The following is a 24,015-nucleotide window of genomic DNA, read 5'->3' on the forward strand; positions in this document are numbered from 1 at the left end:
CAATGAAATCGTCCAGCAAGACTTCCATCGCGTCGCCGCACAACCCTGCGCTCAGCCCTAGCCACCTGGACTTTCCAGTGGTGGGCATCGGCGCATCGGCTGGCGGGCTGGAGGCGGTCCAGGCGTTTTTCCAGCACGCCCCCGAGCACTGCGGCATGGCGTTCGTTGTAGTGTTGCACTTGTCGCCGGACCACCAGAGCCAGGCCGACCGCCTGATTCAGCGTGTCACGCGCATGCCGGTGTGCCAGGTGAGCGAGCCGGTACCGATCGAGCGTGATCACGTCTATGTGATTTCACCGGCCAACCGCCTGTCCACCAATGACGGCTACCTGCGGGTCAGCCCGGCCAGGCGCAGCCGCGGCGACCATGTTGCCATCGACCTGTTCTTCCGCGACCTGGCCGACGTGCACAAGGACCATGCGTTCTGCGTGGTGCTTTCGGGCAGCGGCAGCGATGGTGCAGTGGGCCTGTCACGCATCAAGGAACAGGGTGGCGTAACCCTGGTGCAGTCCCCCGATGACGCCCAGTACCCCGACATGCCCAAGGCTGCCATCGCCACCGGCATGGTCGACCTGATCCTGCCGGTAACCGAGATTCCGGGCAAGCTGCTGGAGCTGTGGCGCTCGGCACAGAACGTGAAACTTCCTGAAATCGAGGATGACAGCCTCCCACCGCCTCTGGGCGAGCGTTCAGGCGACCCGGCTCAATGCGACCCACTGCTCGACGACATCCTTGCCCGCCTGCATGCCAGCACCGGTCACGACTTTCAGCACTACAAGCGCGCGACGGTCCTGCGCCGACTTGAACGGCGCCTGCATGTCACTGCACAGACCGACCTGGCCGGTTACCGCGAATACCTCGAGCAGCATCCTGAGGAATGCCGTGCATTGCTGGCTGACATGTTGATAGGGGTCACCAATTTCTTCCGTGACCGCGAAGCCTTCGAAGCATTGCAGCAGCATGTGATGCCGGGCCTTGCCAATGACGACAACGAAGAGCTTCAGCGCGAAGTGCGCATCTGGTCGGCAGGTTGCTCATCCGGCGAAGAAGCCTACAGCCTGGCGATGATGGCGACCGAGCAATTGGCCATGGAGCAGCGCAGCACCAAAGTCCAGGTGTTCGCCACCGATCTCGACGAACACGCGATCAATGTCGGCCGGCTGGGCGTCTACCCCGATGCCATCGCCACCGATGTACCCACGGCCAGGTTGCGTCAGTTTTTCATCAAGGAAGACCAGCATTACAAGGTACGCAAGGACATTCGCGAAAAAGTCCTGTTCGCCCGGCACAACCTGTTGTCCGATCCACCGTTCTCTCAGTTGGACCTGGTGGTATGCCGTAACTTGCTCATCTACCTGGACCGGGAAGTGCAACGGGAGATCCTGCGGCTGTTCCACTTCGCCCTGCGCAAAGGAGGTTACCTGTTCCTGGGCAGTTCGGAATCAGCGGACGTGGCGGCCGACCTGTTTATTGCCGTGGACAAGCGCCATCGCATCTTCCGCGCCAGGGAAGTAGAACCGGCGAGCCGCCCAGGGCGGCTTCAAGCGCCCGACACGCAAGCAGTACGCACCAAACCCAAGCCCCTGCGCAAGCTGTCCTATGCTGAAATCCATCACCGTGCATTGTCCAGACGCACACCGCCCAGCCTGATCGTCGATACTGACGGCAACATCTTGCACATGAGCGATGGTGTCGGCCGCTTCCTGCGCCACGCCGGTGGCGAAGTCAGCCCCAGCCTGCTCAACCTGGTACTCACGCCGCTGCGCCCTGCCCTGCGCAGTACCCTGTTGCAGGCCCAGAACACCGGTCAGCCGGTCAGCTCTGGCGCAGTGATCACCACCGTCGACGATCAACGCGTCGAAGTCCAGTTACAGGTCCAGCCCCACCAGGACGAACCCAGTGGCAGCGAATGCCTGCTGGTGGTTTTTCAGGTTCGCGAAGCTGATCCCCATACCCCGCCTGCTATCCAGCAAACCGAAGGCATGGTGTTGAACACCCTGGAGCGCGAACTGCAGCGCACCCGTCAGCAGTTGCAGGAAACCATCGAGCAGTCGGATATCTCCAGCCAGGAGCTGATGGCCTCGAACGAAGAAATGCAGGCGATCAACGAGGAGCTGCGCCTGGCCAGCGAAGAGCTGGAAACCAGCAAGGAAGAGCTGCAATCCATCAACGAAGAACTGCTGACGGTCAACTACGAGCTCAAGACCAAGGTCGATGAAACCGACAAGATCAACGACTACCTGAGCAACCTGATCGCCTCCACCCAGATCGCCACCGTGTTTGTCGACCGCAACTTGCACATTCGCTGGTTCACCCCTGGGGCCACCGCCATTTTCAGCATACTGCCGGTCGACACCGGCCGCTCGCTGCTCGACATCACCCATCGTCTGGAATACCCAGGCCTGGCGGACGATGCGCGCGCCGTGATCGAACGCGAAACCACGATCGAGCGTGAAGTGATCGGCCAGGACCAGCATTGGTACCTGGCGCGCCTGCTACCGTACCGGGCCAGCGAGCAGAATGTCGATGGCACCGTGCTGACGTTTATCGACATCACCAAGAGTCGCGCAGCCGAAGAACGCTTGCGTCAAGGCGAGGAGCGCATGCGCCTGGTCGCAGAGAGCACCCATGACTTCGCCATCATCCTGCTTGACGAACAAGGCCTGATCATCGACTGGAACACGGGCGCTGCGCTGATCTTCGGCTACGCCAAGGATGAAGTGCTGGGCATTCACTATGCGCTGATTTTCACCGAGCAGGACCGCGAAAACGGCGAGCCGGAACGCGAATTGCGCGCTGCCCGCCTGCATGGCCGCGGCCAGGACGAACGCTGGCATGTGCGCAAGGACGGCAGCCGCTTTTATTGCAGTGGTGAAGTTTCACGCCTCAAGGGCAGCAGCCTGCGCGGTTACGTGAAGATCGCCCGTGATCTGACCGGCCACAAGCGCCTGCAGGACGAACAAAGCAAGCGCCTGGCCGAGTCACAAAGCTCCAGCCACATGAAGGATGAGTTCTTCGCGGTGATGTCCCACGAGCTCAAGCACCCGTTGAACCTGATTCAGCTCAATGCCGATATCTTGCGACGTATACCATCGGTCACAAGTACCGGCATGGCGAGCAAAGCGGTCAACGTCATTCGCGAAGCGGTCACCAGCCAGGCGCGGATCATCGATGACTTGCTCGATGTAGCGCGCATCCGCACGGGCAAACTCAAACTGAAGACCCAGCCGGTCGATTTGTGCGCCGTGCTGCAGGGTATCTGCTCCGTAGCCTGCAATGAGCAGCGCGGCCGAAGTGTTCGGCTGACGCTGCCGGCCGATGGCGAACCGGTCTATGTGGAGGCCGACAGCACCCGTGTCGAGCAGATCATCTGGAACCTGCTGAACAACGCACTGAAGTTCAGCCCTGCCGATGGCGAAATTCTGTTGAGACTTGCTCGACAGGATGAGCAGGCGCGACTTGAAGTCATCGATCAGGGCATAGGCCTCGCCCAAAACTCCCTGGAAGATATTTTTGAGCTGTTCAACCAGGCTGCACCCACCGGCCATGGGCGAGAGGGGCTAGGTATTGGCCTTTCCCTGGTTCGTCAATTGGTAGAAGCCCATGGCGGAGCGGTAAGCGTGGAGTCTCCCGGAATAGGCCAGGGTTGTACGTTCATCATTACCCTGCCTTTGTGCGTGTATACCCAGCAACCCCAGGCTCAGGGCGAAGTGCTGCCCTCAGAAGGTCGCCTGAAAGGGGTTCGCATCCTGCTGGTGGATGACTCGGTCGATGTGCTGGAAGTGATGGAACAATTGCTGTTGATGGAAGATGCCGACGTCGATGCGTACAGCGACCCGAAACTGGCGCTGCAGTCGGCGGCAGATGCGCGTTACGACGTGATCATTTCCGACATCGGCATGCCTGGCATGGATGGCCATGCTCTGATCCGGGCGCTGCGCGGCCTGGAGCATCTGCGCTACATCCCTGCCATTGCGTTGACTGGCTATGGGGCAAGCGCGGACCAACACAAGTCTCGCCAGTCCGGTTTTGACCGCCACTTGAACAAGCCGGTGGGTTATGACGACTTGATTGACGCGATCGAGCGCCTGAATGGCTCAGCGTCGGTTTGAATAGGAGAAGATGGGCTTTACCGGGGGCGACTCACGCCCCTCAGTGCTTCCTGCCCTCCTCCTTCTGTTTTTCTTCGTCCTGCCCTTCAACCTTGTCCACCAGCAAAGGCATCGTTCCCAGCACCAACAGCGCCAGCACCGTGCTGACCAGCGCCGTGGCTTCGCGTCCCATCCCCGCTGCCGTACCGATGGCAGCCGTCATCCATAACCCGGCAGCTGTGGTAAGGCCTTTGACATGACTGGTGTCCTGGCCATTGCCTTTGAGAATGGTGCCCGCGCCCAGAAATCCGATACCGGCAACGATGCCCTGAATCACCCGGCTGAGCGCCTGCGCATCGGCACCTGCCGTGCTCGGTGCCAGTACGAACAGCGCCGCGCCGAGCGAAACCAGCATGTGCGTGCGCACCCCGGCAGATTTGCCCTTGTGCTCGCGCTCGAAACCCAGCACCGCGCCTAGTACGGCAGCCATCACGAGGCGTACAAGAATCCGCACGACCTCACGCACATCGCCGATATCGGCGAATTCGGCCTGGATTGTTTGCCAGATCAGATCCATGGATGGGGTCCGTGCCGTTTACACGTTCGGCCTCTGCTGGCGCTTTTTACGATCTCGATGGGCATGGCCGGGTCTTCCGGAGGCAGTTACAGAGTGTGACTGCGAGCACTGCACGTTTGCTGCATCGAACGCTCAAGTGGTCGCCTTGCAGTATTCGTGGGCAAACCTCTTGTTCGTCTCTGCAATTGACGGTCAGCATCAAGTTTCGCAGGTCGCCGTAGATATTCTCAGCGCGTGCTGTGCTGTCGGTAAGGCGTTCAGACCGAATTGACGGCCAGTCGCAGCCGCTTCAGTCGACTCCATGTCCCACCACTGGTCGCAAATAGCGAACGGCTGGTTATGCTGACCACTCTCCTATTCTGAGCGCCGCAGAACGCATCCGGGCTGTCGTAGCTTAGTGTCCTATTCCGTCGCTCGCTGTCCCGCCCGCTTCTCGTACGAGCCTTACTAAATGCTCGAGGGATATCGCGCGGTTATAAAATGTGAGATGACGCCGACATTCCCGCCGGCGTCACTCGAGCAGCCTTGAACAAAGAGTCGAGAGGCTCTACTGCCTGTGGCCGCTGGCCAGGAGCGTACTATGAATTTCGAAGAGCGCGACAAGTACGGTATGTACAAGGGACGGACCGATTTCACTGCCGAGGGAGACCGCGGCCCGGGGCCGCGGCTGATGGGCGCGGATACCCTCATCGGCAACGACGTGTATAACACGCAAGACGAAGACTTGGGCGACATCAAGGAAATCATGCTGGACACCGCCAGCGGCAAGGTTGCGTACGCTGTACTGTCGTTTGGCGGTTTCCTGGGGATGGGTGAAAAGCTGTTCGCCGTGCCGTGGGCTGCTTTGCGCCTGGACACGGTGAACAAGCGCTTCGTCCTTGATGCCGACAAGGACCGCCTGAAGAACGCCCCAGGCTTCGATAAGGACAACTGGCCAAACATGAGCGATCCGACTTGGGGCAGAGGTATCCACGACTACTACGGCACCACGTGGGAAAGCGATCCCCGGCTGTGATGGGCCCTGCTTGGCCGGGCTTCCGGCCAAGCTTATCCTGACCAACAGGGTCGTGGCAGGCGGATTTGGGTCGATAGCAGCCGTGTGGAAAAATTTCCATACGGACGAGGCACTGTCCTGCTTTCGACCACACCGCCATGGAGTTACACTGAAATCCAAGCTGCACCATCTCGACAGCTGTCAGAAATCGCCATTCTCGATCGTGCATCCTGCTGGGGGTATCGCGGGTATTTTTGGGGGTACATTTCTGCTTTTTGAAGCCAGAAATGCCGTTCCAGAGGCCTTTCCAAATGTTTTTTGGGGATCCTGACAGTCTCTAACCCACTTTCGACGGTCGGATTGGTTTTTTGCTAGATCACTTCGCAGCGATTGCGGGTTGACCTCTTCCACCCAGGTCGGCATGCCCCCTGCGTGATCGCGACCCGTCAGTGTTGGTGATGCCGGTCGAGCATGCCTTGACAGGGCTCGCCCCCCTGACGTTCAACGACACCCTCAGCCACGCTTATGTCGCCGTCAACGCCAACAGTGCCCTCGCCGTCTATCTTGAGCCGCAAGCCCTTCAAGCCGGTTGGAGCTTGCAAGTGCGAGTGAGGGCTCAACGCACATTGCGTTTCTGCGCCCGCTCTTCGACGGTTTGCCGGGCGCCAGCCGAGCGCTGCTGGACTGTTTGTCTCTACCACTGACCGGCAAGGCTTGACTCTACCGTAAGGGGCAGACTTTACCCTTGGCACTTCATTACCTGGAGTTTGTCATGAAGCGCAAACGCATGCTCGTAATCCTCGGCCACCCTTCGAACGACAGCTTTTGCGGCGCTGTGTCCGAACGTTATGTCGAGGCCGCCACGCAAGCAGGCCATGAGGTGCGCCTTCTGCGCCTGGACACCCTGGATTTCGATCCGGTCTTGCACGATGGCTATAACCAGATCCAGTTGCTTGAGCCCGATTTGATCAACGCACAGAACGACATTACCTGGGCCGAACACCTGACATTGGTGTACCCGATCTGGTGGGGCGGCATTCCGGCGTTGCTCAAGGGGTTCTTCGACCGCGTGTTTCTGCCCGGCTTTGCCTTCAAGTACCGCAAGGGCTCGCCCTTCCCGGATAAGCTGCTCAAGGGCCGCACGGCTCACCTTTTGGTGACCATGGACACGCCGCCGTGGTACTACCGGTGGGTGTATCGCATGCCGGGCCTGCACCAAATGCGCAAGACCACCCTGGAGTTCTGCGGCATAAAACCCCTGAAAACCCTGACCTTCGGTCCGGTATTGGGCTCCAAGCCGGAACAGCGTGAAGCCTGGCTCAAGCAAGTCCAGGCAGTCGCCAGCCGTTGATCGGCCCCGGTCGGGCCGTGCCCCTGCGCTGCCCAGCCGGGCCTCCCTGCTGTGACACCTTGTCCAACTTGGCTTCCCACACCCTGACGCTTGTGCAAAGATGTCGCGCGCCTGTACGAGCACGCGACATCTTTTCGCTTCTGATGCGTCATAAAAAGGGATTTTCATGTACATCGGCAAAGCTGCCCAGCTGTCGGGCACCACCGTCAAAAGCATTCGACATTACGAAGAAATCGGCCTGTTGCCCCCCCGCAACGCGAAGGCAAGTACCGCATCTACAGCCAGCAAAGCGTAGAACTGCTGACCTTCATCAAATGCGCTCAGCAACTCGGTTTCAAGCTCAAGGAAATGCAGGCCATTCTGCAGGATCATCGCGGCCAGGAGTTGCCCTGGGATCTGGCCATGCAGGCCATCGATAACAAAAAGCAGGAATTGATGGGGCAAATCCAGGCCTTGCAGCAAGTGCATGACGGCTTGGTTGAGTTTGAGCTGAGCCTCAAAGATGCTCAGATGCAATGCCAGTTCGAACACCTGGAAAAAGCCCGCTGAATCCGCTCCTCCGCCCCTGAACGGCCATGGCGCCCCGTGCCGTTTTCAGCACGCAGGCGCCCTGCATGGCCGCCAGGATGGCCTCGTCGATCTCGATGCCCTTCTGCACCAGCATCTTGATCCGTGACAGCAGGTGAACGGCGTAATCCACGACGCCCACCACCAGGAACGTCACCAGTGTGGTACCGATGTTCAGCTCGATATCCAACAGGTACATGCTGCCGTACACCGTCACCGACGTGGTCAGCAACGTCAGCATGCCGAGGATGCCCAGACGGACTGACTTGAGCCAGAACAATTGTCAAAGTAGGCGACTTCACTGCGCCGCTTTTGGCCATCAAACCTGAGCTTGGCCGCCGTCAACGAACAATTCGATACCATTGACGAAGCTCGCGTCATCCGATGCCAGGAACAGCGCGGCACTGGCGATTTCATCCGCCTCACCGACACGACCCATTGGAATCAGCGAAGCCAGGTAGTCGAGCAAACCTTGTTGCTGTGCAGCATCTGGCCCCGCGAGGTCGACCAGGCCTGGGGTACGTGTTGCACCTGGGCTGATGGTGTTGACCCGTACCTGACGGTCTTTCAAATCCAGAATCCAGTTGCGAGCGAAAGCACGTACGGCTGCTTTGGAAGCGGCGTAAACACTGAACGCGGCAGTGCCGGAGGTGCCCGCAGTAGAGCCGGTGAGGATCACCGAGGCTTTGGGGGCCAGCAAGGGCAGGGCTTTTTGTACGGTGAACAGCACGCCTTTGACGTTGCGGTCGAAGGTGTCATCGAAGTGCTGCTCGGTGATTTCGCCCAGGGGCAGCATCGAACCACCGCCGGCGTTAGCGAAGAGCACATCAATGCGGCCATGCGCGGAGCCAATCTGACTGTAGAGCGCGTCCAGTTGGTCGAGCTTGGTGGAGTCGACTTGCACGCCGGTGGCGTTCCCGACAGCGGCCACTGCCGCATCGAGTTCGATCTGGCGGCGACCGGTGATGTAGACGTGGGCGCCTTCTTCAGCGAAGCGTTTGGCAGTGGCGAGGCCGATGCCAGTTGTGCCGCCGGTGACCAATGCGATTTTGCCTTCGAGCTTGCCAGTCATGGTGTTTCTCCCGTTACGTTAAGTAAGTTGCTGCGGTGTGGGAGAAGCTTATCGACGGCATCTATTTTTCAAAATTGAATTGCCTGAAATATATCGTTGCAGAAATGAAATGAGAAAACTTCCGGATTTCGAAGGGTTGGCCATGTTTGCCAAGGTGGCCGAAAAGGGATCGTTCGCTGCGGCATCTCGGGTTATGGGGGTTTCCGTGCCCACGGTATCTCGAGCGGTTGCGCGCCTTGAAGAGCGGCTGGGTGGACGCTTGTTCAACCGCACCTCACGCCAGTTGGCGCTTACAGAGTTTGGCGCGAGCATGGCCGCCAAGGCCGGCGACATTTATCGGCAGGCCGAGGAAGTTGAAAGTGAGGCCCAGGAACTGTCGGTGCAGCCACGAGGCCAGGTAAGACTCGCGGTACCGATGTCGTTCGGTTTGCGCTGGGTAGCGCCACTCATTCCTCAACTGATGCGCATGTACCCAGAGCTGTCGATAGACCTGCACCTGTCCGATGCGTCCGTAGACCTGATCGCCGAGGGCTTTGATGCGGCACTGCGCATTGCCGTGCTGCCTGACTCGTCTCTAGTCGCGCGTCGACTCTGTGCCGTCACCCAATACCTTGTGGCTTCACCTGCCTATCTAAGCGCACACGGATACCCGAGCCATCCACGTGAACTAACCGCACGGCCCTGCTTGAGCTATGCTTATCGCGCCCGCAGCCAAGTGTGGCGATTCACCCACGTGGACGGTACCGAAGAAGATGTGGTGCCTACCGGCCAACTTCGTGTCACCAACTCAGATGCCTTATTGCCAGCTTTGCTCGAGGGGCTGGCCATTGCCGAGCTTCCGGAGTTTATCGCCAGCGAATACCTGGCCGACGGCCGACTGATCGCATTGTTGCCGGAGTGGAGCATGATGCGTGGTGGTCTCTATTTCGTGACACCCTCGGCGCGTACTCGCCCTGTGAAGATCAAGGCACTCTCAGACTTCTTCTTCGAGCAGCTGTCAGAACCATCATGGCGCTGGCCTCGATAACCGGCCAATGAGCAGAAAAGCAACTTGGTCACCTGTGTGCAAACCGCGCTGATAGTGCGCCACTATCAACAAGGCCCTATTGATGGAGTGATGGGCAAGGCGACACGTTGTGCCTTGATGGCCTTTCAAAGGGCACAGATGGAACATGTGCGCCAGAAAAGCGCCCGCCAACACCGCAGCCTGCGATCGTGTCCACGGAGGTGTAATTCATCCTACGGAGCTAATGAGCATTTGACCCACCTATGCGCGATCAGCCAGGAAGTCGAAATTGACCGCGTAAGGATTATTCCTTACCATTCAATCAAGCATCCGGGAGAACGCTCATGCCTGCTATCCACGAAATCGCCACGTTGACCTCGAAGGGCCAGGTCACACTGCCCAAATCCGTTCGCCAGCTACTGGGCCTTGACGCAGGTGGCAAGATCGCATTCGACGTGCGCGGCGGTGAAATCGTGGTCAGCCGCGTTGAAACCATCCATGAAGACCCTGCCATCGGTGCATTCCTGGGTTTGCTGGAGGCTGATATCCGTAGCGGCCGTAACCTCACGACTCTGCCGGAAGACTTGGCGCAAACCATGCTCGCCAACGCAAACCACTCCGTGAACCTGGACGAAGAGATCGATGGTGAGGTCGCGATCTGATGCTGCGACATGGCTGGACACTGTTGTTCCATGAAGGTGTGACTTTACAGCTACGCAAGTTACAAGAAGCCGCCGCCCGAGCCGAGCAGAACGACCCGCAAGGGTTTGAGAGCAATGCCAACGTAAAGCTGTTTCGGGCATTGAGCCATCTGATCATGGAGGCTGTGCCTGCCGACCCGGGCCGTGATGAGTTCCGCCAAGGCAACACGCTGGGCACCGCCTACCGACATTGGCGGCGGGCAAAGATCGGTAGGCGCTTTCGGCTGTTCTTTCGCTACGACTCAAGATCCAAGGTCATCGTCTATGCATGGGTCAACGACGAAAATACCCTCCGGTCTGCAGGCAGCAAATCCGATCCCTACGCCGTATTCGAGAAGATGCTGGGCCGCGGTAACCCTCCTGATGACTGGGATACGCTAATTTCTGCAACGCGTTGCGGCTGGGACGAGCCCAACGCATAAGCTGCGCGACGGGGTGATGGATTACACGTTTGACACCGCCTTCCGTCGCTCAGCAGGCACCCTCCCGCGAGCGGCTGGCCGAACAGTAGGTGAACAACCCTGAAAGGAGTTTCACCATGACACCCACAAAACCCTCTGCGTTTGTGCTTACCCTGTGCCTGGGCTTGGCTGCACCACTTGCCCTGGCGGCCACAGACCTGAACGATCAGCGCGCCCCGGGCGTGCAACCGCACGACAATGGTCAAATGAACGGCCAAGGCGGTGCCACGGGCTCAGGTACACCAGGCGATGGCATGGGTACGGGTAATGGCGGTACTGATGAAAATGGGACGGACAACACGGGCGGAGACGGTACCAACAGTGGTTCGGGCACCGGGGGTAATGGCTCTGGTGGCAGCGGTACAGGCTCGGGCAGTGGTAGCGGAGGCTCATCGGGTAGTGGATCCGGCGCAGGTTCCGGCAGTTAGGTGAAATGGCCGATGGCAATGGACCACTCGGCCTGACTGCAGCGCACTCAGCGCCAATGCGTCATCAACGCACCCCGCATGCCGCCGACCGGATCTTGCTGAGGTAGCGTTACTTTGGCGATGCGCGCAACGGCACGCGGGTGCGCTGCCCTGTCGGGACGCTGGATGTCGTAGTTTTCCTGCCCGTAGGGATAGGCGCCGACCACCAGAAACTCATCGCTGCACTCGATGCAGCGATGGCCCGTACCAGCTGGCAGCACCAGTACATCGCCCCGCTCCACGCTAACGCTCTGCCCTAATTCCCCGCCCAGCGTCAATCGCGCATGCCCACAGGCAATGCCCAGCGCCTCATGAGCGTTAGGGTGAAAGTGGTGATAATCGAAGATTCCGTCGCGCCACAGCGGGGTCCATTGGTGAGCCGCAAACAGCGCTTCGAATGCGCTGGCATTGTCCCCCGACGGATCGAGCTTCAACCGGTAGAACAGCACGGGAAAACGGCTGTTCGGCGTGGCGCCGTCGTCTTCGAAATACAAGGCCTGCACGCTGGCATCTTCGGTATTCATGAGCGTCATGATGCGCACCCTGGCGGTCATCGGTTCACCTTCGAACCCGTCGGCTGTTGCGAGGTTCCAGCCGGCAGACGGGTGAACATACCGTTGAAACTTTCCCGACACGTGCCAAGTCCAGACACCTATCGATGACAGAACGGGAGCAGGCAATGACCGGCACGGTAGGCGACTTTCTGGTGGAACGTTTGTATCAATGGGGAGTACGGCGCATCTTCGGTTACCCCGGCGACGGCATCAACGGGGTGTTCGGCGCGCTGAGCCGGGCCAAGGGCAAGATTGAATTCATCCAGGCCCGCCATGAGGAAATGGCCGCCTTCATGGCCAGCGCACATGCCAAGTTCACCGGCGAACTCGGTGTTTGCATGGCCACCTCCGGCCCGGGCGCCTCGCACCTGCTCACCGGCCTGTACGACGCACGCATGGACCACCAGCCGGTGCTGGCCATTGTCGGTCAACAGGCCCGTGCGGCACTGGGCGGGCACTACCAGCAGGAGCTGGACCTGCTGTCGATGTTCAAGGACGTGGCCGGTGCGTTCGTCCAGCAAGCATCGACACCGGAGCAGGTGCGCCACCTGCTCGACCGTGCGGTGCGCACGGCCGTCGGCGAGCGCCGCGTTACCGCCATCATCCTGCCCAATGATCTGCAGGACCTGCCCTACAACGAACCGCCGAGGGCTCACGGTACGGTGCATTCCGGCATCGGCTACAGCAAGCCCAGGGTGTTGCCGTTCGACGAAGACCTGCAGCGCGCCGCCGATGTACTCAACGCCGGGCAAAAGGTGGCGATACTGGTAGGTGCCGGCGCACTGCAGGCAACAGAGCAGGTGATTGCAATTGCCGAAAAACTCGGCGCCGGGGTGGCCAAAGCGTTGCTGGGCAAGGCTGTGTTGCCGGACGACCTCCCGTGGGTCACCGGTTCGATCGGCCTGCTCGGCACCGAACCCAGTTATCAGCTGATGACCGAGTGCGACACCTTGCTGATGATTGGCTCAGGCTTTCCCTATTCCGAGTTTCTGCCTAAGGAAGGCCAGGCGCGCGGCGTGCAGATAGACCTGCAACCCGACATGCTCAGCCTGCGCTACCCGATGGAGGTCAACCTGGTAGGCGACGCCAGCGAAACCCTGCGCGCACTGCTGCCGTTGCTCGAGCACAAGACAGACCGGCGCTGGCGCGACAAGGTGGAGACCTGGCGTGCGCAGTGGGACAAGACCGTGGCCAAGCGCGCACTGGTCAAGGCTGACCCGATCAACCCGCAACGCGTGGTCCATGAGCTGTCCCCTCGCCTGCCCGACCACGCCATCATCACCAGCGATTCCGGCTCCTGTGCCAACTGGTTTGCCCGCGACCTGCAGATTCGCCAGGGTATGCAGTGTTCACTGTCAGGCGGCCTGGCTTGCATGGGCGCAGCCGTGCCCTATGCCATTGCAGCCAAATTCGCCCACCCGCAACGGGCAGTGGTTGCTTTGGTGGGCGATGGGGCGATGCAGATGAACAACCTCGCCGAACTGATCACCGTGGCCAAGTACTGGCAGCAGTGGGACAACCCACAATGGATCTGTGCCGTGTTCAACAATGAAGACCTCAACCAGGTCACTTGGGAGCAACGGGTGATGGAGGGCGACCCCAAGTTCGAAGCTTCGCAGTCGATCCCTGACGTGCCCTACCATTTGTTCGCCATTTCCATTGGCCTGCAAGGTATCTACGTAGATCGCGAAGAGGACGTTGCCGCTGCCTGGGAGCGCGCGCTGGCTGCTGATCGGCCAGTCCTCATCGAGTTCAAGACCGACCCGAACGTGCCGCCCCTGCCACCCCACATCAAGCTGGAGCAGGCGAAGAAGTTTGCCACTACCTTGCTCAAGGGCGACCCCGACCAGGCGGGCATCATCGTGCAGACAGCCAAGCAGGTGCTCAGCTCGGTGCTGCCTGGCAAGAAGTGACAGCCACCTCTGCTGTTCGCCTGCAACGGGCTCCTGCCCTGCCAGGCGTGTCAGCAGAGGCACTCGACATCTTGCCCTTTCGATAGTCCGAGCGGCACTATTCTCCCCTGCGCCAAAACGTCTTGGCTGATCGGAGAAGTGATACATGGACATTCAGCGCCGGAACAACGTTCAAGTCCATGGCGAAGGCACTTCGACACTGGTGTTCTCTCATGGCTTCGGCTGCGATCAGACCATGTGGCACTATCTGTTCCAGCACTTCACCAGCCGTTTCCGCGTGGTGCTGTATGACCTGGTCGGCGCAGGCAGATCGGATCTGGGTGCATATGAGAGCGCAAAATACGGTTCGCTGGCTGGGTACGCACGAGACCTTAACGATGTCATAGATCACTTTGGGCGCGGCCAGGTGATTGTTGTCGGTCACTCGGTGAGTGCAATGATCGGCGCACTGGCCGACCGTCTTCACCCGGACCGCATCGCCGCGCACGTCATGGTTGGGCCCTCTCCTTGCTATATCGATTGCGAGGGTTACGTGGGAGGTTTCACGCTCGAAGACATCCACTCGCTGCTCCACACCCTGGACAGCAACTACCTGGGATGGTCCAGTGCAATGGCACGTGCCATCATGGGTTCACCAGGGCAGCCAGCACTAGGCGATGAACTTACCAACAGCTTCTGCCGCACAGAACCGGAGATCGCCAAGCAATTTGCACGCGTGACCTTTTTATCCGATAACCGCGAAGACATCGCCGGCCTGGATACTCCAACGCTCATTCTGCAATCTTCCGATGACCTGATCGCTCCTCTGGAAGTGGGCCGGTACATGCATGCGACCTTGCCCAACAGTGTTTTCCATCTCGTAGACAACGTGGGCCATTGCCCGCACATGAGCGCACCAGCAGCCTGTGCCGAAGCAATGGACGATTTCCTAAAGCCCTGGGTAGGCGAGAATGTCGATTGATCAGCCTCTGCTGCCCGAATTCGAAGATCTTTTCGACAGTGCCCCCTGTGGCCTGGTCGTCACTGACGAAGACGGCACCATTCTGCGCAGTAACCGGATTTTCAGCATCTGGATCGGCATCAGCCAGGAGGATCTTGCCCAGCGGCGGTTTCAGGATCTGCTGACTATGGGTGGAAGGATCTTTCATCAGACCCACTGGGCTCCCCTGATGCGCATGCAGGGTTCGGTCGCGGAGGTGAAACTTGAGCTCAAAAACGCCAGTGGGCACACCGTCACCACGCTGCTCAATGGCGTGAGGCGCGAGCATGTCAATGGCGTTTATTACGAACTGGCGCTGTTCGGGACAACTGATCGGGACAAGTATGAGCGCGAGATTCTGGAAGCGCGCCGGCGTGCCGAACAGCTGTTATGGGAAAAAACAACCACCGAGGCCGCTTTGCAGCAGGCAAAAGTGGAGCTTGACCTGGCCTACGAAAAATCCCTGCAGCGGGCTTTTTTTGCGGAGCAAATGGTCGCTATCGCAAGCCATGACCTCAAGAACCCCCTCACCGCCATCAAGATGGCGGCAGACTTGCTGGCCCGAGGCGAACGTACACCCAGAGATACAGAATTACTTGGCCACATCAGTCAATCCTCCGAGCGCGCTCAACGTATGATCGCGGATCTCCTGGATTTTGCATTGGCCAGGGTAGGCCGTGGAATCGGCATTACCCGAAGGCAGGTTGATCTCCACCTGGTCATTGAGCGAAGCGTGAAGGAGCTACGCGTTGCCTTCCCGCAGGCAAAAGTGATCCACAAGCAGGAAGGCGCAGGTATGGCAGAGGTCGACGCTGACAGGATGCATCAGATCATCGGGAACCTGGTGGCCAACAGCGTGGCTTACGGGGACCCTGCCCACCCCATCACGGTCACTTCTACCGTGCAGGGTGAGACGGCCATGCTCTCGGTGCATAACGAGGGTACCGCCATACCCGAATCTTCGTTAGGTAACCTCTTTGAGCCAATGACCAGAGTGAGCGAGCTGGACACTGACCTGAGAAGCGTAGGTCTTGGCCTTTTCATTGTTCGGGAAATAGCCAGGGCCCATGGCGGCGATGTGGCAGTGAGTTCCACGAACGAAACGGGTACATCATTCTGCGTGAGTTTCACCCGTACCGGTACCGCCGGGTGATAGCGCTGGCGGCGCCCGAGCTCAATTGCTGCCAGCGGCAAGCCGGTCCTGCCCCTGCTTGGCGGTGAGGGCCATCCTCGTGAGGGACGGCCCCACCCATGGAGCTGCCTGTGAACATCCGTCAGGCTCAAGGCGTGAAGCCAAGCCCTTCAGAAAGGTCGGTGCCTTCCGGTTTGCCCCCTGCCCGCGCCGATGCGTTGCCACCCGCCTGATCCATCGATTCTTCGACCGACGTCTTCAACTCGCTACCCTTGGTCTTGAGCGCGTCGGTCAACCGGTCACTACTGGCGCCCATCAGTTCATCTTCCTTGCGGGTACTGGGCAACGCCGCCCCCAATGCCGCGCCCAGCGCTATCCCCAAGGCGGCCAATACCAGCGGTTGCTCGTGGAGCATCTGGTCGAACTGCCCTTTCAGCGCCGTGGTCTGGTCTGCGACCTTGTGCGCTGAGTGACGCAGGTTATCCGCGGAAGCACCCATCGAGTCCCGCACATTGCTGCCAAGCTCACCTGCCCGGTCACGCATGTCATGGGCTGCCCTGCAGCCTGGCAAGTAGGCTGAACGTTTTTCCGGCCCGGCCGGTCGCAAGACAGAGACACAGCCAACTGTGCGAACCCTGACCGTGAGGACCTTCCATGAGCGCAACCGCCCCCGTGGGTGCCGAAGAGCACCGCATTGGCCTGACCATCAATGGTCAGCCCCGATCACTGCTGGTCCTTCCCTGGACAACGTTGCTCGACCTGCTGCGTGAGCAGTTGGACCTGATAGGCACCAAGAAAGGCTGCGACCACGGCCAGTGTGGGGCCTGCACAGTATTGCGTGATGGCAAGCGCATCAATGCATGCCTCACCCTCGCCGTCATGTGCGAAGGCGCCCACCTGGTGACTATCGAAGGGCTGGCCAGCGGCGGCGAACTGCACCCCCTGCAACGCGCCTTCATCCGGCACGATGCCTTCCAGTGCGGCTACTGCACCCCGGGCCAGATCTGCTCCGCAGTGGGGCTGGCGAACGAAGGCCATGCCAACACCCCACAGGCCATTCGCGAACAGATGAGCGGCAACCTGTGCCGCTGCGGTGCCTACAGCAACATCGTCGCTGCAGTGGAGGAAGCCCTGCCGTCAATGAACGACCGGCCCCAAGCCACACAGGGAGGGACGAACCCATGACGCCTTTCAGCTACCACAAGCCTGCATCGGTCAGCGAGGCAGTCAGCCTGGCAGACCCCAGCTCGCGCTTCATTGCCGGTGGTACCAACCTCGTCGACCTGATGAAGGAAAACGTGGTTCGGCCCGAACGGCTGATCGACATCTCAGGCCTTGGGCTGAACGGTATCCACGCCACCGCCAACGGCGGCGTGCTGATCGGCGCATTGGTTAGTAACGCCGACCTGGCCTGGCATCCGATGATCCAGCAGCTCTATCCGCTGCTGTCAGAAGCCATCCTGGCAGGGGCATCCCCGCAGTTGAGAAACATGGCCAGCACCGGTGGCAACCTGCTGCAACGTACCCGGTGCTACTACTTCTATGACACCGGCACCCCCTGCAACAAACGGGAACCCGGCAGCGGATGCCCCGCGCGTGATGGCCTGAACCGTATCCATGCCATTCTCGGCGCCAGCGCTGCCTGCGTCGCGACCCACCCCTCGGACATGTGCGTGGCATTAGCAGCGCTCGAAGCCGTGGTGCATGTACAGGGGCCGTCCGGTGAACGCCAGATACCCTTCGCAGATTTCCATCGCCTGCCCGAGGACACCCCCGAGCGCGACAATCAACTGGCAGTCGATGAACTGGTGACAGGCATCGAGCTGCCGCCCCCGCTATTTGAGCACCACTACCGCTACCTGAAAATTCGGGACCGGGCATCCTATGCGTTCGCGCTGGTGTCCGTTGCCGCTGCCCTGCGCTTCGATGGCGAGGTGATACAGCAGGCTCGCCTGGCCCTGGGCGGTGTTGCCCACAAGCCCTGGCGAGTTCCGGATGTGGAGCGCATGCTGATCGGCCAGGTGCCTTGCGAAGCGCTTTTCACCCAAGCCGCGCAAATGCTGCTGCAAGGTGCACAGCCCCTGAGCCACAACGGTTTCAAGGTAACGCTCGCGCAGCGGGCAAGTGTGCGGGCATTGAGCGAGGCGGCGCTGGGCGCTGCAGGCAGGGGGGCACGACCATGAACAGAACCACACCGTTGGTCGGCACGCCCCTGGACCGCGTGGACGGCGTGGCCAAGGTCACCGGGCAGGCACGCTATGCGGGTGAGTACCCCGAGGCCGGGCTGCTTCATGGCAGTGTCGTGTCCAGTACCATCGCCCGAGGCCGGGTACTCAAGATCGACAGTGCCCTGGCAACCCGCGTGCCCGGGGTGATCGCCGTGCTCGACCATCGCCACCGGCCGCACATTTCCGGTTACGACGACGACTACAGTGACGCCGACTCGGCCGAGGGGTCGCCGTTTCGGCCACTGTTCAACGACCGCGTGCTCTACAGCGGGCAACCGTTGGCCCTGGTGGTGGCTGACACCTTGCAACTGGCGCGGTATGCAGGGTCGCTGATCAATATCGAGTATGAAGAAGAGGCCCACCAGACAGACCTGGGTGCCAGCCCGCCATCGCATGAAGCACCGGCCGAGACACCGGCACCGCGTGGCGACTTTGTCGCGCATTTCGCCGGTGCACCGCTGCAGGTAGATGCCACTTACCTGACCGCGAATGAGCATCACAACCCGATGGAGCCACATGCGTCGACCGTGCTCTACAAAATGGACGGCACGCTGGAAATCCACGACAAGACCCAGGGTACGCAAAACTGCCAGGACTATCTGCACAAGGTGTTCGGCCTGCCAAAGGCCGACATCAGGGTGCGTGCGGCATTTGTCGGTGGCGCCTTCGGCTCGGGCTTGCGCCCGCAGTACCAGCTGCCGTTGGCAGTGATGGCGGCATTGCACCTGCAACGCTCGGTGCGCGTCACGCTGACGCGCCAGCAGATGTTCACCTTCGGCTACCGGCCCCGCACCGAACAGCGGCTGCGCCTGGGCGCAGACGCGCACGGCCGGCTGCTGGCGATTGCCCACGATGCACTTGGCCAGACATCCCGCTTCGAGGACTTCACCGAGCATCTGGTGGAATGGAGCGGCATGCTCTACCAGTGTGACAACGTTGCGCTCAGCTATCGCTTGGCCCCACTGGATGTGTACACCCCGCTGGACATGCGCGCGCCCGGCGCTGCCTCCGGGATGATAGCGCTGGAATGCGCCATGGATGAACTCGCCTGCGCAGCGCAGATCGACCCGCTCGAATTGCGCCGGCGCAACTTCGCCGCCAACAATGCCAACGAGGGCAAGCCCTATTCCAGCAAGGAGTTGCTGGCGTGTTACCAGCAAGGCGCCGACCGTTTCGGCTGGGCAAACCGCAACCCCCAGCCTCGCAGAATGCGCAATGGCCATCAGTTGGTGGGTTGGGGCATGGCTGGCGGCGTCTGGGAAGCGATGCAGATGAAAGCCAGCGCCAAGGCCCGCATCGATGCACAGGGCCAGCTCACTGTCAGCAGCGCCACCACCGACATTGGAACCGGCACCTACACCGTCATGACTCAGATCGCCGCCGACGCTGCCGGGGTCAGGGTGCAGGATATCACCTTCGTGCTGGGCGACTCCTCGCTGCCCACTGCGCCACTTCAGGGCGGATCGTTCACCGTGTCGTCAGTGGGTTCGGCCGTGCGTCAAGCCTGCCTTGTGCTACGCAGCAAAGTGCTGGAACACGCGCGCAACACATACCCAGAGCTCGCCAATACCCCCACGGAGCAGATCGTTTTTGCTGATGGCTACCTGTACGCCGGCAGCCTTCGCCTGGCCTTGGGGGACATCGTGGCCAGCGCCGCGGGTGCTGGTTTCGAAGTGCAGATCGATGCCGAGCCAGGCGCCAGGCGCCAACTGTTCTCCACCGCCACTCATTCGGCGGTGTTCGTGGAAGTCCACGTTGACGAGGACCTTGGCACCATCAGGGTGACCCGGGTGGTCAGCGCAGTGGCGGCAGGACGGGTGGTCAACCCAAAGACTGCAACCAGCCAGATCCTGGGAGGCGTGGTGTGGGGTGTGGGCATGGCCCTTCACGAAGAGGCGTTGACCGACCATCGGCTGGGCCGCATCGTCAACCACGACCTGGCGCAATACCACATCCCGGTCAATGCAGACATTGGGGATATCGAGGTGATCTTCGTTGAAGAGAACGATGACATCGTCAATGAACTAGGCTCCAAGGGCGTGGGTGAAATCGGCGTGGTCGGGGTGGCTGCGGCGGTGGCCAACGCTGTCTACCATGCCACGGGCAAGCGTGTAAGGGCGTTACCGATCACGCTCGACAAAGTGCTGTGATCCGGCGGGGGCTCGCAGCCAGGCGTCCTGGCGGCCAGGATCGAACCCAACCCCTCAGCTTTCATGCCGTCGGACTTGTTGGTGTGAACTTTGATGCCCCACATGGCTTCCCTTGCATACCCGCCCAGAAACCTTACGGCTGCAGGAGCTGACGTCTATGAGAGCGTTGACCTACCACGGAGCAAACGACGTCAGGGTCGATAACGTCCCTGATCCCATTATCAAGGAAGCAGACGACATCATCCTCAGGGTCACCGCCACGGCGATCTGCGGTTCTGACCTGCATCTGTATCGAGGAAAGATTCCAGAAACCGAGGCCGGGGATATCTTCGGCCATGAGTTCATGGGAATCGTCGAGGACACCGGAAGTGCAGTCACTAACCTGCAGATTGGCGACCGGGTAGTCATTCCTTTTGTTATCGCCTGCGGCAGTTGTTTCTTCTGTCAGCGCGATCTGTTTGCCGCCTGCGAAACCACCAACACCGGGCGCGGCTCAATGATCAACAAGAAGGCCATTCCTCCGGGCGCGGCACTGTTTGGATACAGCCATCTGTATGGCGGCATCCCTGGCGGTCAAGCTGACTACGTCAGGGTACCCAAAGGTAACGTCGGCCCGTTCAAGGTCCCCACCGACCTGGCCGATGACAAGGTCCTTTTCCTGTCCGATATTCTGCCGACCGCGTGGCAGGCGGTCATCAATGCCGAGATTGGCCAGGGTTCATCGGTTGCCATCTACGGCGCAGGGCCAGTGGGGTTGCTGAGTGCCGCCTGTGCACGAATGCTCGGTGCCCAGACCATCTTCATGGTCGATGACAACGATTACCGCCTGGCGTATGCCCAGAAAGCCTACGGTGTTGTCCCCATCAACTTTGAGCAGGACGACGATCCCGCTGACAGCATCATCCGTCACACGTCAGGCATGCGTGGCGTTGATGCGGTAATCGATGCGGTTGGCTTTGAAGCCAAAGGCAGCACTGCCGAAACAGTAATGACGGCACTGAAGATCGAAGGTAGCAGCGGCAAGGCGCTGCGCCAGAGCATTGCTGCTGTGCGTCGCGGCGGTGTTGTCAGCGTCCCGGGTGTTTACGCCGGCTTCATCCATGCCTTCATGTTTGGCGACGCCTTCGACAAAGGTCTGACTTTCAAGATGGGCCAGACCCATGTCCAGAAATACCTACCGGAGCTGCTGGAGCACATACAGGCAGGACGCCTGCAACCGGAACTGATCGTCACCCACCGCCTGGCACTCGAAGAAGCGGCCATGGGCTACAAGATGTTCGATCAGAAGCAGGACGACTGCCGCAAGGTCATCCTCGTACCAGGCGCTGCGGCGGGCACCCTGGGCCCTGACCACATATGAAGGGGATATGGCCTCGAAGTTTTTTCATCACCCGCTCGCAACGCCTACACCGGATGTGAGCCGCTGAGCGCCGCGCTGGAACTTTGCCTCGCCGTGCCGGCCCCTATCTGAGGTCTATCGGTAAAAGGAGATAAACGATGAGTGCACAACTGAACGGCAAACGCGTGGCGTTTCTGGTCACTGATGGCTTCGAGCAGGTGGAACTGACCGGCCCGCGCGAGGCACTGGAAAACAACGGTGCGGTGGTCGATATTCTGGGCGAAAAAGAAGGTACGGTCATGGGCTGGAACCATGACAAGCCCGCCGACGCCTTCACCGTAGATGCGACGTTCGAGGGCGCCGACCTCGACCTCTACGACGCCCTGGTGCTGCCTGGCGGCGTGCAGAACTCCGACACCATCCGCATTATTTCTGCCGCGCAGAATCTGGTAAAAAGCCATGACGCGGCTGGCAAGCCGCTGGCCGTCATCTGCCACGGTGCCTGGTTGCTGGTGTCCAGTGGCTTGGCCAAAGGCAAGCGCATGACCAGCTACAAGACACTGCAGGACGACATCCGCAACGCGGGTGGCACGTGGGTAGATGAACAGGTAGTGGTGGACGGCAACCTGATCACCAGCCGCCAGCCAGATGATATCCCCGCCTTCAATGAACAATTGATCAAGGCACTGGCAGGCTGAGTGTGCTTCTTTCCAGCGCCCCTGGTCGCATTTGACGCCGACCAGAAGGCGCTGGTCATGCCAGCTGGATATAAACCGAATAGCTGCCCAGCATGATCCAGAAGCACAGGAAGATCCAGGGCGTGCGCAGGGAAAACAGCAGTGATTTGCGGTGCCCCGCCTGAGAGGTTTCTGCCTCGCAGAACAACGGCGACTCGTCATAGGCCAGGCCCATCATCGGCTCGCTGCGCAGCAAGTGGCTCTGTTTCATCTGCCAGTGTTCGATGATCCGGAAGGCGGCGCGGATGCCTGGCCAGGCATTCAACGTACTCAGCACGCCAAGCAGTGCGAGAAAAGCCGGCACCATCAAGGTGAACATTTCGCCCCAGCTCTGGTTCAGGTTGCTCATCGACGATACGTACGCGATCACCAGGAACGACTGGGCAGCGAGATAAGCGTCAGTGCGGTTGGCCAGAATGGTGGTTTCATACTGGATTTCGCGCCGATAGAAATCCAGCCGCTCTTTCGGCGTACCGAACAGCTTCGCATTCCTTTGGTCGATTTCGTGTTCCGGCGTGGTGGGCGTGATGATTCGAGGCACGTGGATACTCCTGGATACGTATGCCTCGCCCATTACAGCGCAAGACCCGTCAGTGATAGAGCCCTCTGCTTGCTGAAAATTCATTGGGAATGCGCTTGCCAACCGCTCGTCGCGCAGACCGACGATCCACCTCAACGCTGGCTTCGCGCACGCTTCGAACGGTAATGACCGTCCCCAACTGCAGGAGCATCTTCCATGATCGACTACCCTACCCCTCCATTCCCGTCCCAACCGCAAAGCGTGCCGGGCTCACAACGCAAAATGGAACCGTATCCGGATTGTGGTGAGCAAACCTACACTGGCCACAACCGCCTGGAAGGCAAAATCGCCTTGATCACCGGTGCCGACAGCGGCATCGGGCGTGCAGTAGCGATTGCCTACGCTCGCGAAGGGGCTGACGTTGCCATAGGCTATCTGAATGAGCACGAAGATGCGCAGGAGACGGCGCGCTGGGTCGAAGCCGCTGGCCGCCAATGCCTGCTGCTGCCAGGCGACCTTGCGCAGAAACAGCACTGCTACGACATCGTCGACAAGACCGTGGCCCAGTTCGGTCGTATCGATATTCTGGTCAACAACGCCGCGTTCCAGATGGCTCATGAGGGCTTGGACGAGATTGACGATGATGAATGGGTGAAGACCTTCGATACCAACATCACCGCCATTTTCCGCATCTGCCAGCGCGCGTTGCCCTCGATGCCAAAAGGCGGTTCGATCATCAACACCAGCTCGGTCAACTCTGACGACCCGTCACCCAGCCTGCTGGCGTATGCCGCCACCAAAGGGGCCATTGCCAACTTCACCGCAGGCCTTGCCCAACTGCTGGGCAAGAAAGGCATTCGGGTCAACAGCGTAGCACCCGGCCCGATCTGGACGCCGCTGATTCCTGCCACCATGCCCGATGAAGCCGTCAGAAAATTCGGTTCGAGCTACCCGATGGGGCGGCCAGGGCAACCGGTGGAAGTAGCCCCGATCTACGTCTTGTTGGGCTCTGATGAGGCGAGTTACATCTCGGGCTCACGGTACGGAGTAACCGGGGGGAAACCCATCCTCTGATGACATTACCGAGGCCAGCTGAGGCTGGCCTCAAAACAGATTGGCCCTACGCCAATCATCATCATCGTTGAACCCTGCCGTTATCGGCCACTCAACTCCTGG

General features: G+C 60.2%; 20 protein-coding genes and 3 pseudogenes. 17 read left to right on the plus strand and 6 right to left on the minus strand.

Features of this window, described 5'->3' with window-relative positions; genetic code table 11:
- Positions 1-2 precede the first annotated feature (2 nt).
- A complete protein-coding gene (locus tag E8E78_RS16370; protein ID WP_063426138.1) occupies positions 3-4,112 on the plus strand; it encodes a CheR family methyltransferase in 4,110 nt (1,369 codons plus the stop codon).
- Between the two features lie 40 nt (positions 4,113-4,152).
- Here the strand turns inward: E8E78_RS16370 and E8E78_RS16375 are convergent, their stop codons facing one another.
- Positions 4,153-4,668, minus strand: a complete 516-nt coding sequence (locus tag E8E78_RS16375; protein ID WP_060492525.1) for an MgtC/SapB family protein — start codon at positions 4,666-4,668, stop codon at positions 4,153-4,155.
- A gap of 580 nt (positions 4,669-5,248) precedes the next feature.
- On the opposite strand from E8E78_RS16375, the gene E8E78_RS16380 reads away from it, so the two are divergent.
- From E8E78_RS16380 to E8E78_RS16390, 3 genes and pseudogenes are all read left to right on the plus strand, one after another.
- Positions 5,249-5,683 carry a PRC-barrel domain-containing protein gene (locus tag E8E78_RS16380; RefSeq protein WP_060492524.1) on the plus strand — a complete coding sequence of 145 codons (435 nt, stop codon included), beginning with the start codon at positions 5,249-5,251 and terminating at the stop codon, positions 5,681-5,683.
- Between the two features lie 751 nt (positions 5,684-6,434).
- Entirely contained in the window at positions 6,435-7,013 is a 579-nt protein-coding gene (locus tag E8E78_RS16385; RefSeq protein ID WP_003253953.1) for an NAD(P)H-dependent oxidoreductase, read from the plus strand.
- Between the two features lie 166 nt (positions 7,014-7,179).
- Positions 7,180-7,562: pseudogene (locus E8E78_RS16390) on the plus strand (MerR family transcriptional regulator).
- 58 nt (positions 7,563-7,620) lie between these two features.
- Here the strand turns inward: E8E78_RS16390 and E8E78_RS16395 are convergent.
- Positions 7,621-7,860: pseudogene (locus tag E8E78_RS16395) on the minus strand (hypothetical protein); the annotation flags it as partial.
- 39 nt (positions 7,861-7,899) lie between these two features.
- Complete coding sequence (locus E8E78_RS16400) at positions 7,900-8,652, minus strand: SDR family oxidoreductase (protein WP_059395591.1); 753 nt, start codon at positions 8,650-8,652, stop codon at positions 7,900-7,902.
- 109 nt (positions 8,653-8,761) lie between these two features.
- On the opposite strand from E8E78_RS16400, the gene E8E78_RS16405 reads away from it, so the two are divergent.
- The 4 genes and pseudogenes from E8E78_RS16405 to E8E78_RS16415 all read left to right on the plus strand — a co-directional run bounded on the left by E8E78_RS16405 (position 8,762) and on the right by E8E78_RS16415 (position 10,781).
- Complete coding sequence (locus E8E78_RS16405) at positions 8,762-9,679, plus strand: LysR family transcriptional regulator (RefSeq protein WP_280311664.1); 918 nt, start codon at positions 8,762-8,764, stop codon at positions 9,677-9,679.
- Between the two features lie 6 nt (positions 9,680-9,685).
- A pseudogene (locus tag E8E78_RS29105) lies at positions 9,686-9,805 on the plus strand (His-Xaa-Ser repeat protein HxsA); the annotation flags it as partial.
- A gap of 197 nt (positions 9,806-10,002) precedes the next feature.
- A complete protein-coding gene (locus E8E78_RS16410; protein WP_151325686.1) occupies positions 10,003-10,320 on the plus strand; it encodes a type II toxin-antitoxin system PrlF family antitoxin in 318 nt (105 codons plus the stop codon).
- A complete protein-coding gene (locus E8E78_RS16415; RefSeq protein ID WP_049276946.1) occupies positions 10,320-10,781 on the plus strand; it encodes a type II toxin-antitoxin system YhaV family toxin in 462 nt (153 codons plus the stop codon). The genes E8E78_RS16410 and E8E78_RS16415 overlap by 1 nt, the downstream gene beginning before the upstream one ends.
- A 514-nt stretch (positions 10,782-11,295) precedes the next feature.
- On the opposite strand, the gene E8E78_RS16420 is transcribed toward E8E78_RS16415, so the two are convergent.
- Positions 11,296-11,820, minus strand: a complete 525-nt coding sequence (locus E8E78_RS16420) for a cupin domain-containing protein (protein WP_059395610.1) — start codon at positions 11,818-11,820, stop codon at positions 11,296-11,298.
- Between the two features lie 146 nt (positions 11,821-11,966).
- Here E8E78_RS16420 and E8E78_RS16425 point away from each other — a divergent pair, with 146 nt between their 5' ends.
- The 3 genes from E8E78_RS16425 to E8E78_RS16435 all read left to right on the plus strand — a co-directional run bounded on the left by E8E78_RS16425 (position 11,967) and on the right by E8E78_RS16435 (position 15,886).
- Entirely contained in the window at positions 11,967-13,754 is a 1,788-nt protein-coding gene (locus E8E78_RS16425) for a thiamine pyrophosphate-requiring protein (RefSeq protein WP_049273869.1), read from the plus strand.
- Positions 13,755-13,899: 145 nt separating this feature from the next.
- Positions 13,900-14,715 (plus strand): alpha/beta hydrolase, encoded by an 816-nt coding sequence (locus E8E78_RS16430; protein WP_280311665.1) that lies wholly within the window; start codon positions 13,900-13,902, stop codon positions 14,713-14,715.
- Complete coding sequence (locus tag E8E78_RS16435) at positions 14,705-15,886, plus strand: ATP-binding protein (protein WP_061202326.1); 1,182 nt, start codon at positions 14,705-14,707, stop codon at positions 15,884-15,886. The genes E8E78_RS16430 and E8E78_RS16435 overlap by 11 nt, the downstream gene beginning before the upstream one ends.
- 127 nt (positions 15,887-16,013) lie before the next feature.
- Here E8E78_RS16435 and E8E78_RS16440 read toward each other — a convergent pair whose 3' ends face one another.
- The gene (locus E8E78_RS16440; protein WP_230676136.1) at positions 16,014-16,409 is read right to left on the minus strand and encodes a hypothetical protein; all 396 of its coding nucleotides are present in this window, start codon (positions 16,407-16,409) and stop codon (positions 16,014-16,016) included.
- A gap of 110 nt (positions 16,410-16,519) precedes the next feature.
- Between E8E78_RS16440 and E8E78_RS16445 the strand changes: the two genes are divergently transcribed.
- From E8E78_RS16445 to E8E78_RS16465, 5 genes are all read left to right on the plus strand, one after another.
- Positions 16,520-17,050: a (2Fe-2S)-binding protein gene (locus E8E78_RS16445; RefSeq protein ID WP_049273873.1), complete on the plus strand. Its 531-nt coding sequence runs from the start codon at positions 16,520-16,522 to the stop codon at positions 17,048-17,050.
- Positions 17,047-18,048, plus strand: a complete 1,002-nt coding sequence (locus tag E8E78_RS16450; RefSeq protein WP_061202325.1) for a xanthine dehydrogenase family protein subunit M — start codon at positions 17,047-17,049, stop codon at positions 18,046-18,048. The genes E8E78_RS16445 and E8E78_RS16450 overlap by 4 nt, the downstream gene beginning before the upstream one ends.
- Complete coding sequence (locus tag E8E78_RS16455) at positions 18,045-20,243, plus strand: xanthine dehydrogenase family protein molybdopterin-binding subunit (protein WP_280311666.1); 2,199 nt, start codon at positions 18,045-18,047, stop codon at positions 20,241-20,243. The genes E8E78_RS16450 and E8E78_RS16455 overlap by 4 nt, the downstream gene beginning before the upstream one ends.
- A gap of 157 nt (positions 20,244-20,400) precedes the next feature.
- Positions 20,401-21,603 carry a zinc-dependent alcohol dehydrogenase gene (locus E8E78_RS16460; protein WP_059395600.1) on the plus strand — a complete coding sequence of 401 codons (1,203 nt, stop codon included), beginning with the start codon at positions 20,401-20,403 and terminating at the stop codon, positions 21,601-21,603.
- 137 nt (positions 21,604-21,740) lie between these two features.
- Entirely contained in the window at positions 21,741-22,280 is a 540-nt protein-coding gene (locus tag E8E78_RS16465; RefSeq protein WP_059395601.1) for a type 1 glutamine amidotransferase domain-containing protein, read from the plus strand.
- Between the two features lie 55 nt (positions 22,281-22,335).
- Here the strand turns inward: E8E78_RS16465 and E8E78_RS16470 are convergent, their stop codons facing one another.
- A complete protein-coding gene (locus E8E78_RS16470) occupies positions 22,336-22,860 on the minus strand; it encodes a hypothetical protein (protein ID WP_049277943.1) in 525 nt (174 codons plus the stop codon).
- Positions 22,861-23,055: 195 nt separating this feature from the next.
- Between E8E78_RS16470 and E8E78_RS16475 the strand changes: the two genes are divergently transcribed.
- Positions 23,056-23,913 carry a glucose 1-dehydrogenase gene (locus tag E8E78_RS16475; RefSeq protein WP_049277941.1) on the plus strand — a complete coding sequence of 286 codons (858 nt, stop codon included), beginning with the start codon at positions 23,056-23,058 and terminating at the stop codon, positions 23,911-23,913.
- Positions 23,914-24,015: the final 102 nt, after the last annotated feature.

Origin of the sequence: Pseudomonas sp. BN505, from assembly GCF_029873175.1 — a bacterium.
GTDB classification, from domain to species: domain Bacteria; phylum Pseudomonadota; class Gammaproteobacteria; order Pseudomonadales; family Pseudomonadaceae; genus Aquipseudomonas; species Aquipseudomonas putida.

Coding starts and splice junctions, on each gene's coding strand:
- E8E78_RS16370 (WP_063426138.1), top strand. CDS start 3: ATGAAATCGTCCAGCAAGACTTCCATCGCGTCGCCGCACAACCCTGCG.
- E8E78_RS16375 (WP_060492525.1), bottom strand. CDS start 4,668: ATGGATCTGATCTGGCAAACAATCCAGGCCGAATTCGCCGATATCGGC.
- E8E78_RS16380 (WP_060492524.1), top strand. CDS start 5,249: ATGAATTTCGAAGAGCGCGACAAGTACGGTATGTACAAGGGACGGACC.
- E8E78_RS16385 (WP_003253953.1), top strand. CDS start 6,435: ATGAAGCGCAAACGCATGCTCGTAATCCTCGGCCACCCTTCGAACGAC.
- E8E78_RS16400 (WP_059395591.1), bottom strand. CDS start 8,652: ATGACTGGCAAGCTCGAAGGCAAAATCGCATTGGTCACCGGCGGCACA.
- E8E78_RS16405 (WP_280311664.1), top strand. CDS start 8,762: ATGAGAAAACTTCCGGATTTCGAAGGGTTGGCCATGTTTGCCAAGGTG.
- E8E78_RS16410 (WP_151325686.1), top strand. CDS start 10,003: ATGCCTGCTATCCACGAAATCGCCACGTTGACCTCGAAGGGCCAGGTC.
- E8E78_RS16415 (WP_049276946.1), top strand. CDS start 10,320: ATGCTGCGACATGGCTGGACACTGTTGTTCCATGAAGGTGTGACTTTA.
- E8E78_RS16420 (WP_059395610.1), bottom strand. CDS start 11,820: ATGACGCTCATGAATACCGAAGATGCCAGCGTGCAGGCCTTGTATTTC.
- E8E78_RS16425 (WP_049273869.1), top strand. CDS start 11,967: ATGACCGGCACGGTAGGCGACTTTCTGGTGGAACGTTTGTATCAATGG.
- E8E78_RS16430 (WP_280311665.1), top strand. CDS start 13,900: ATGGACATTCAGCGCCGGAACAACGTTCAAGTCCATGGCGAAGGCACT.
- E8E78_RS16435 (WP_061202326.1), top strand. CDS start 14,705: ATGTCGATTGATCAGCCTCTGCTGCCCGAATTCGAAGATCTTTTCGAC.
- E8E78_RS16440 (WP_230676136.1), bottom strand. CDS start 16,409: ATGCGTGACCGGGCAGGTGAGCTTGGCAGCAATGTGCGGGACTCGATG.
- E8E78_RS16445 (WP_049273873.1), top strand. CDS start 16,520: ATGAGCGCAACCGCCCCCGTGGGTGCCGAAGAGCACCGCATTGGCCTG.
- E8E78_RS16450 (WP_061202325.1), top strand. CDS start 17,047: ATGACGCCTTTCAGCTACCACAAGCCTGCATCGGTCAGCGAGGCAGTC.
- E8E78_RS16455 (WP_280311666.1), top strand. CDS start 18,045: ATGAACAGAACCACACCGTTGGTCGGCACGCCCCTGGACCGCGTGGAC.
- E8E78_RS16460 (WP_059395600.1), top strand. CDS start 20,401: ATGAGAGCGTTGACCTACCACGGAGCAAACGACGTCAGGGTCGATAAC.
- E8E78_RS16465 (WP_059395601.1), top strand. CDS start 21,741: ATGAGTGCACAACTGAACGGCAAACGCGTGGCGTTTCTGGTCACTGAT.
- E8E78_RS16475 (WP_049277941.1), top strand. CDS start 23,056: ATGATCGACTACCCTACCCCTCCATTCCCGTCCCAACCGCAAAGCGTG.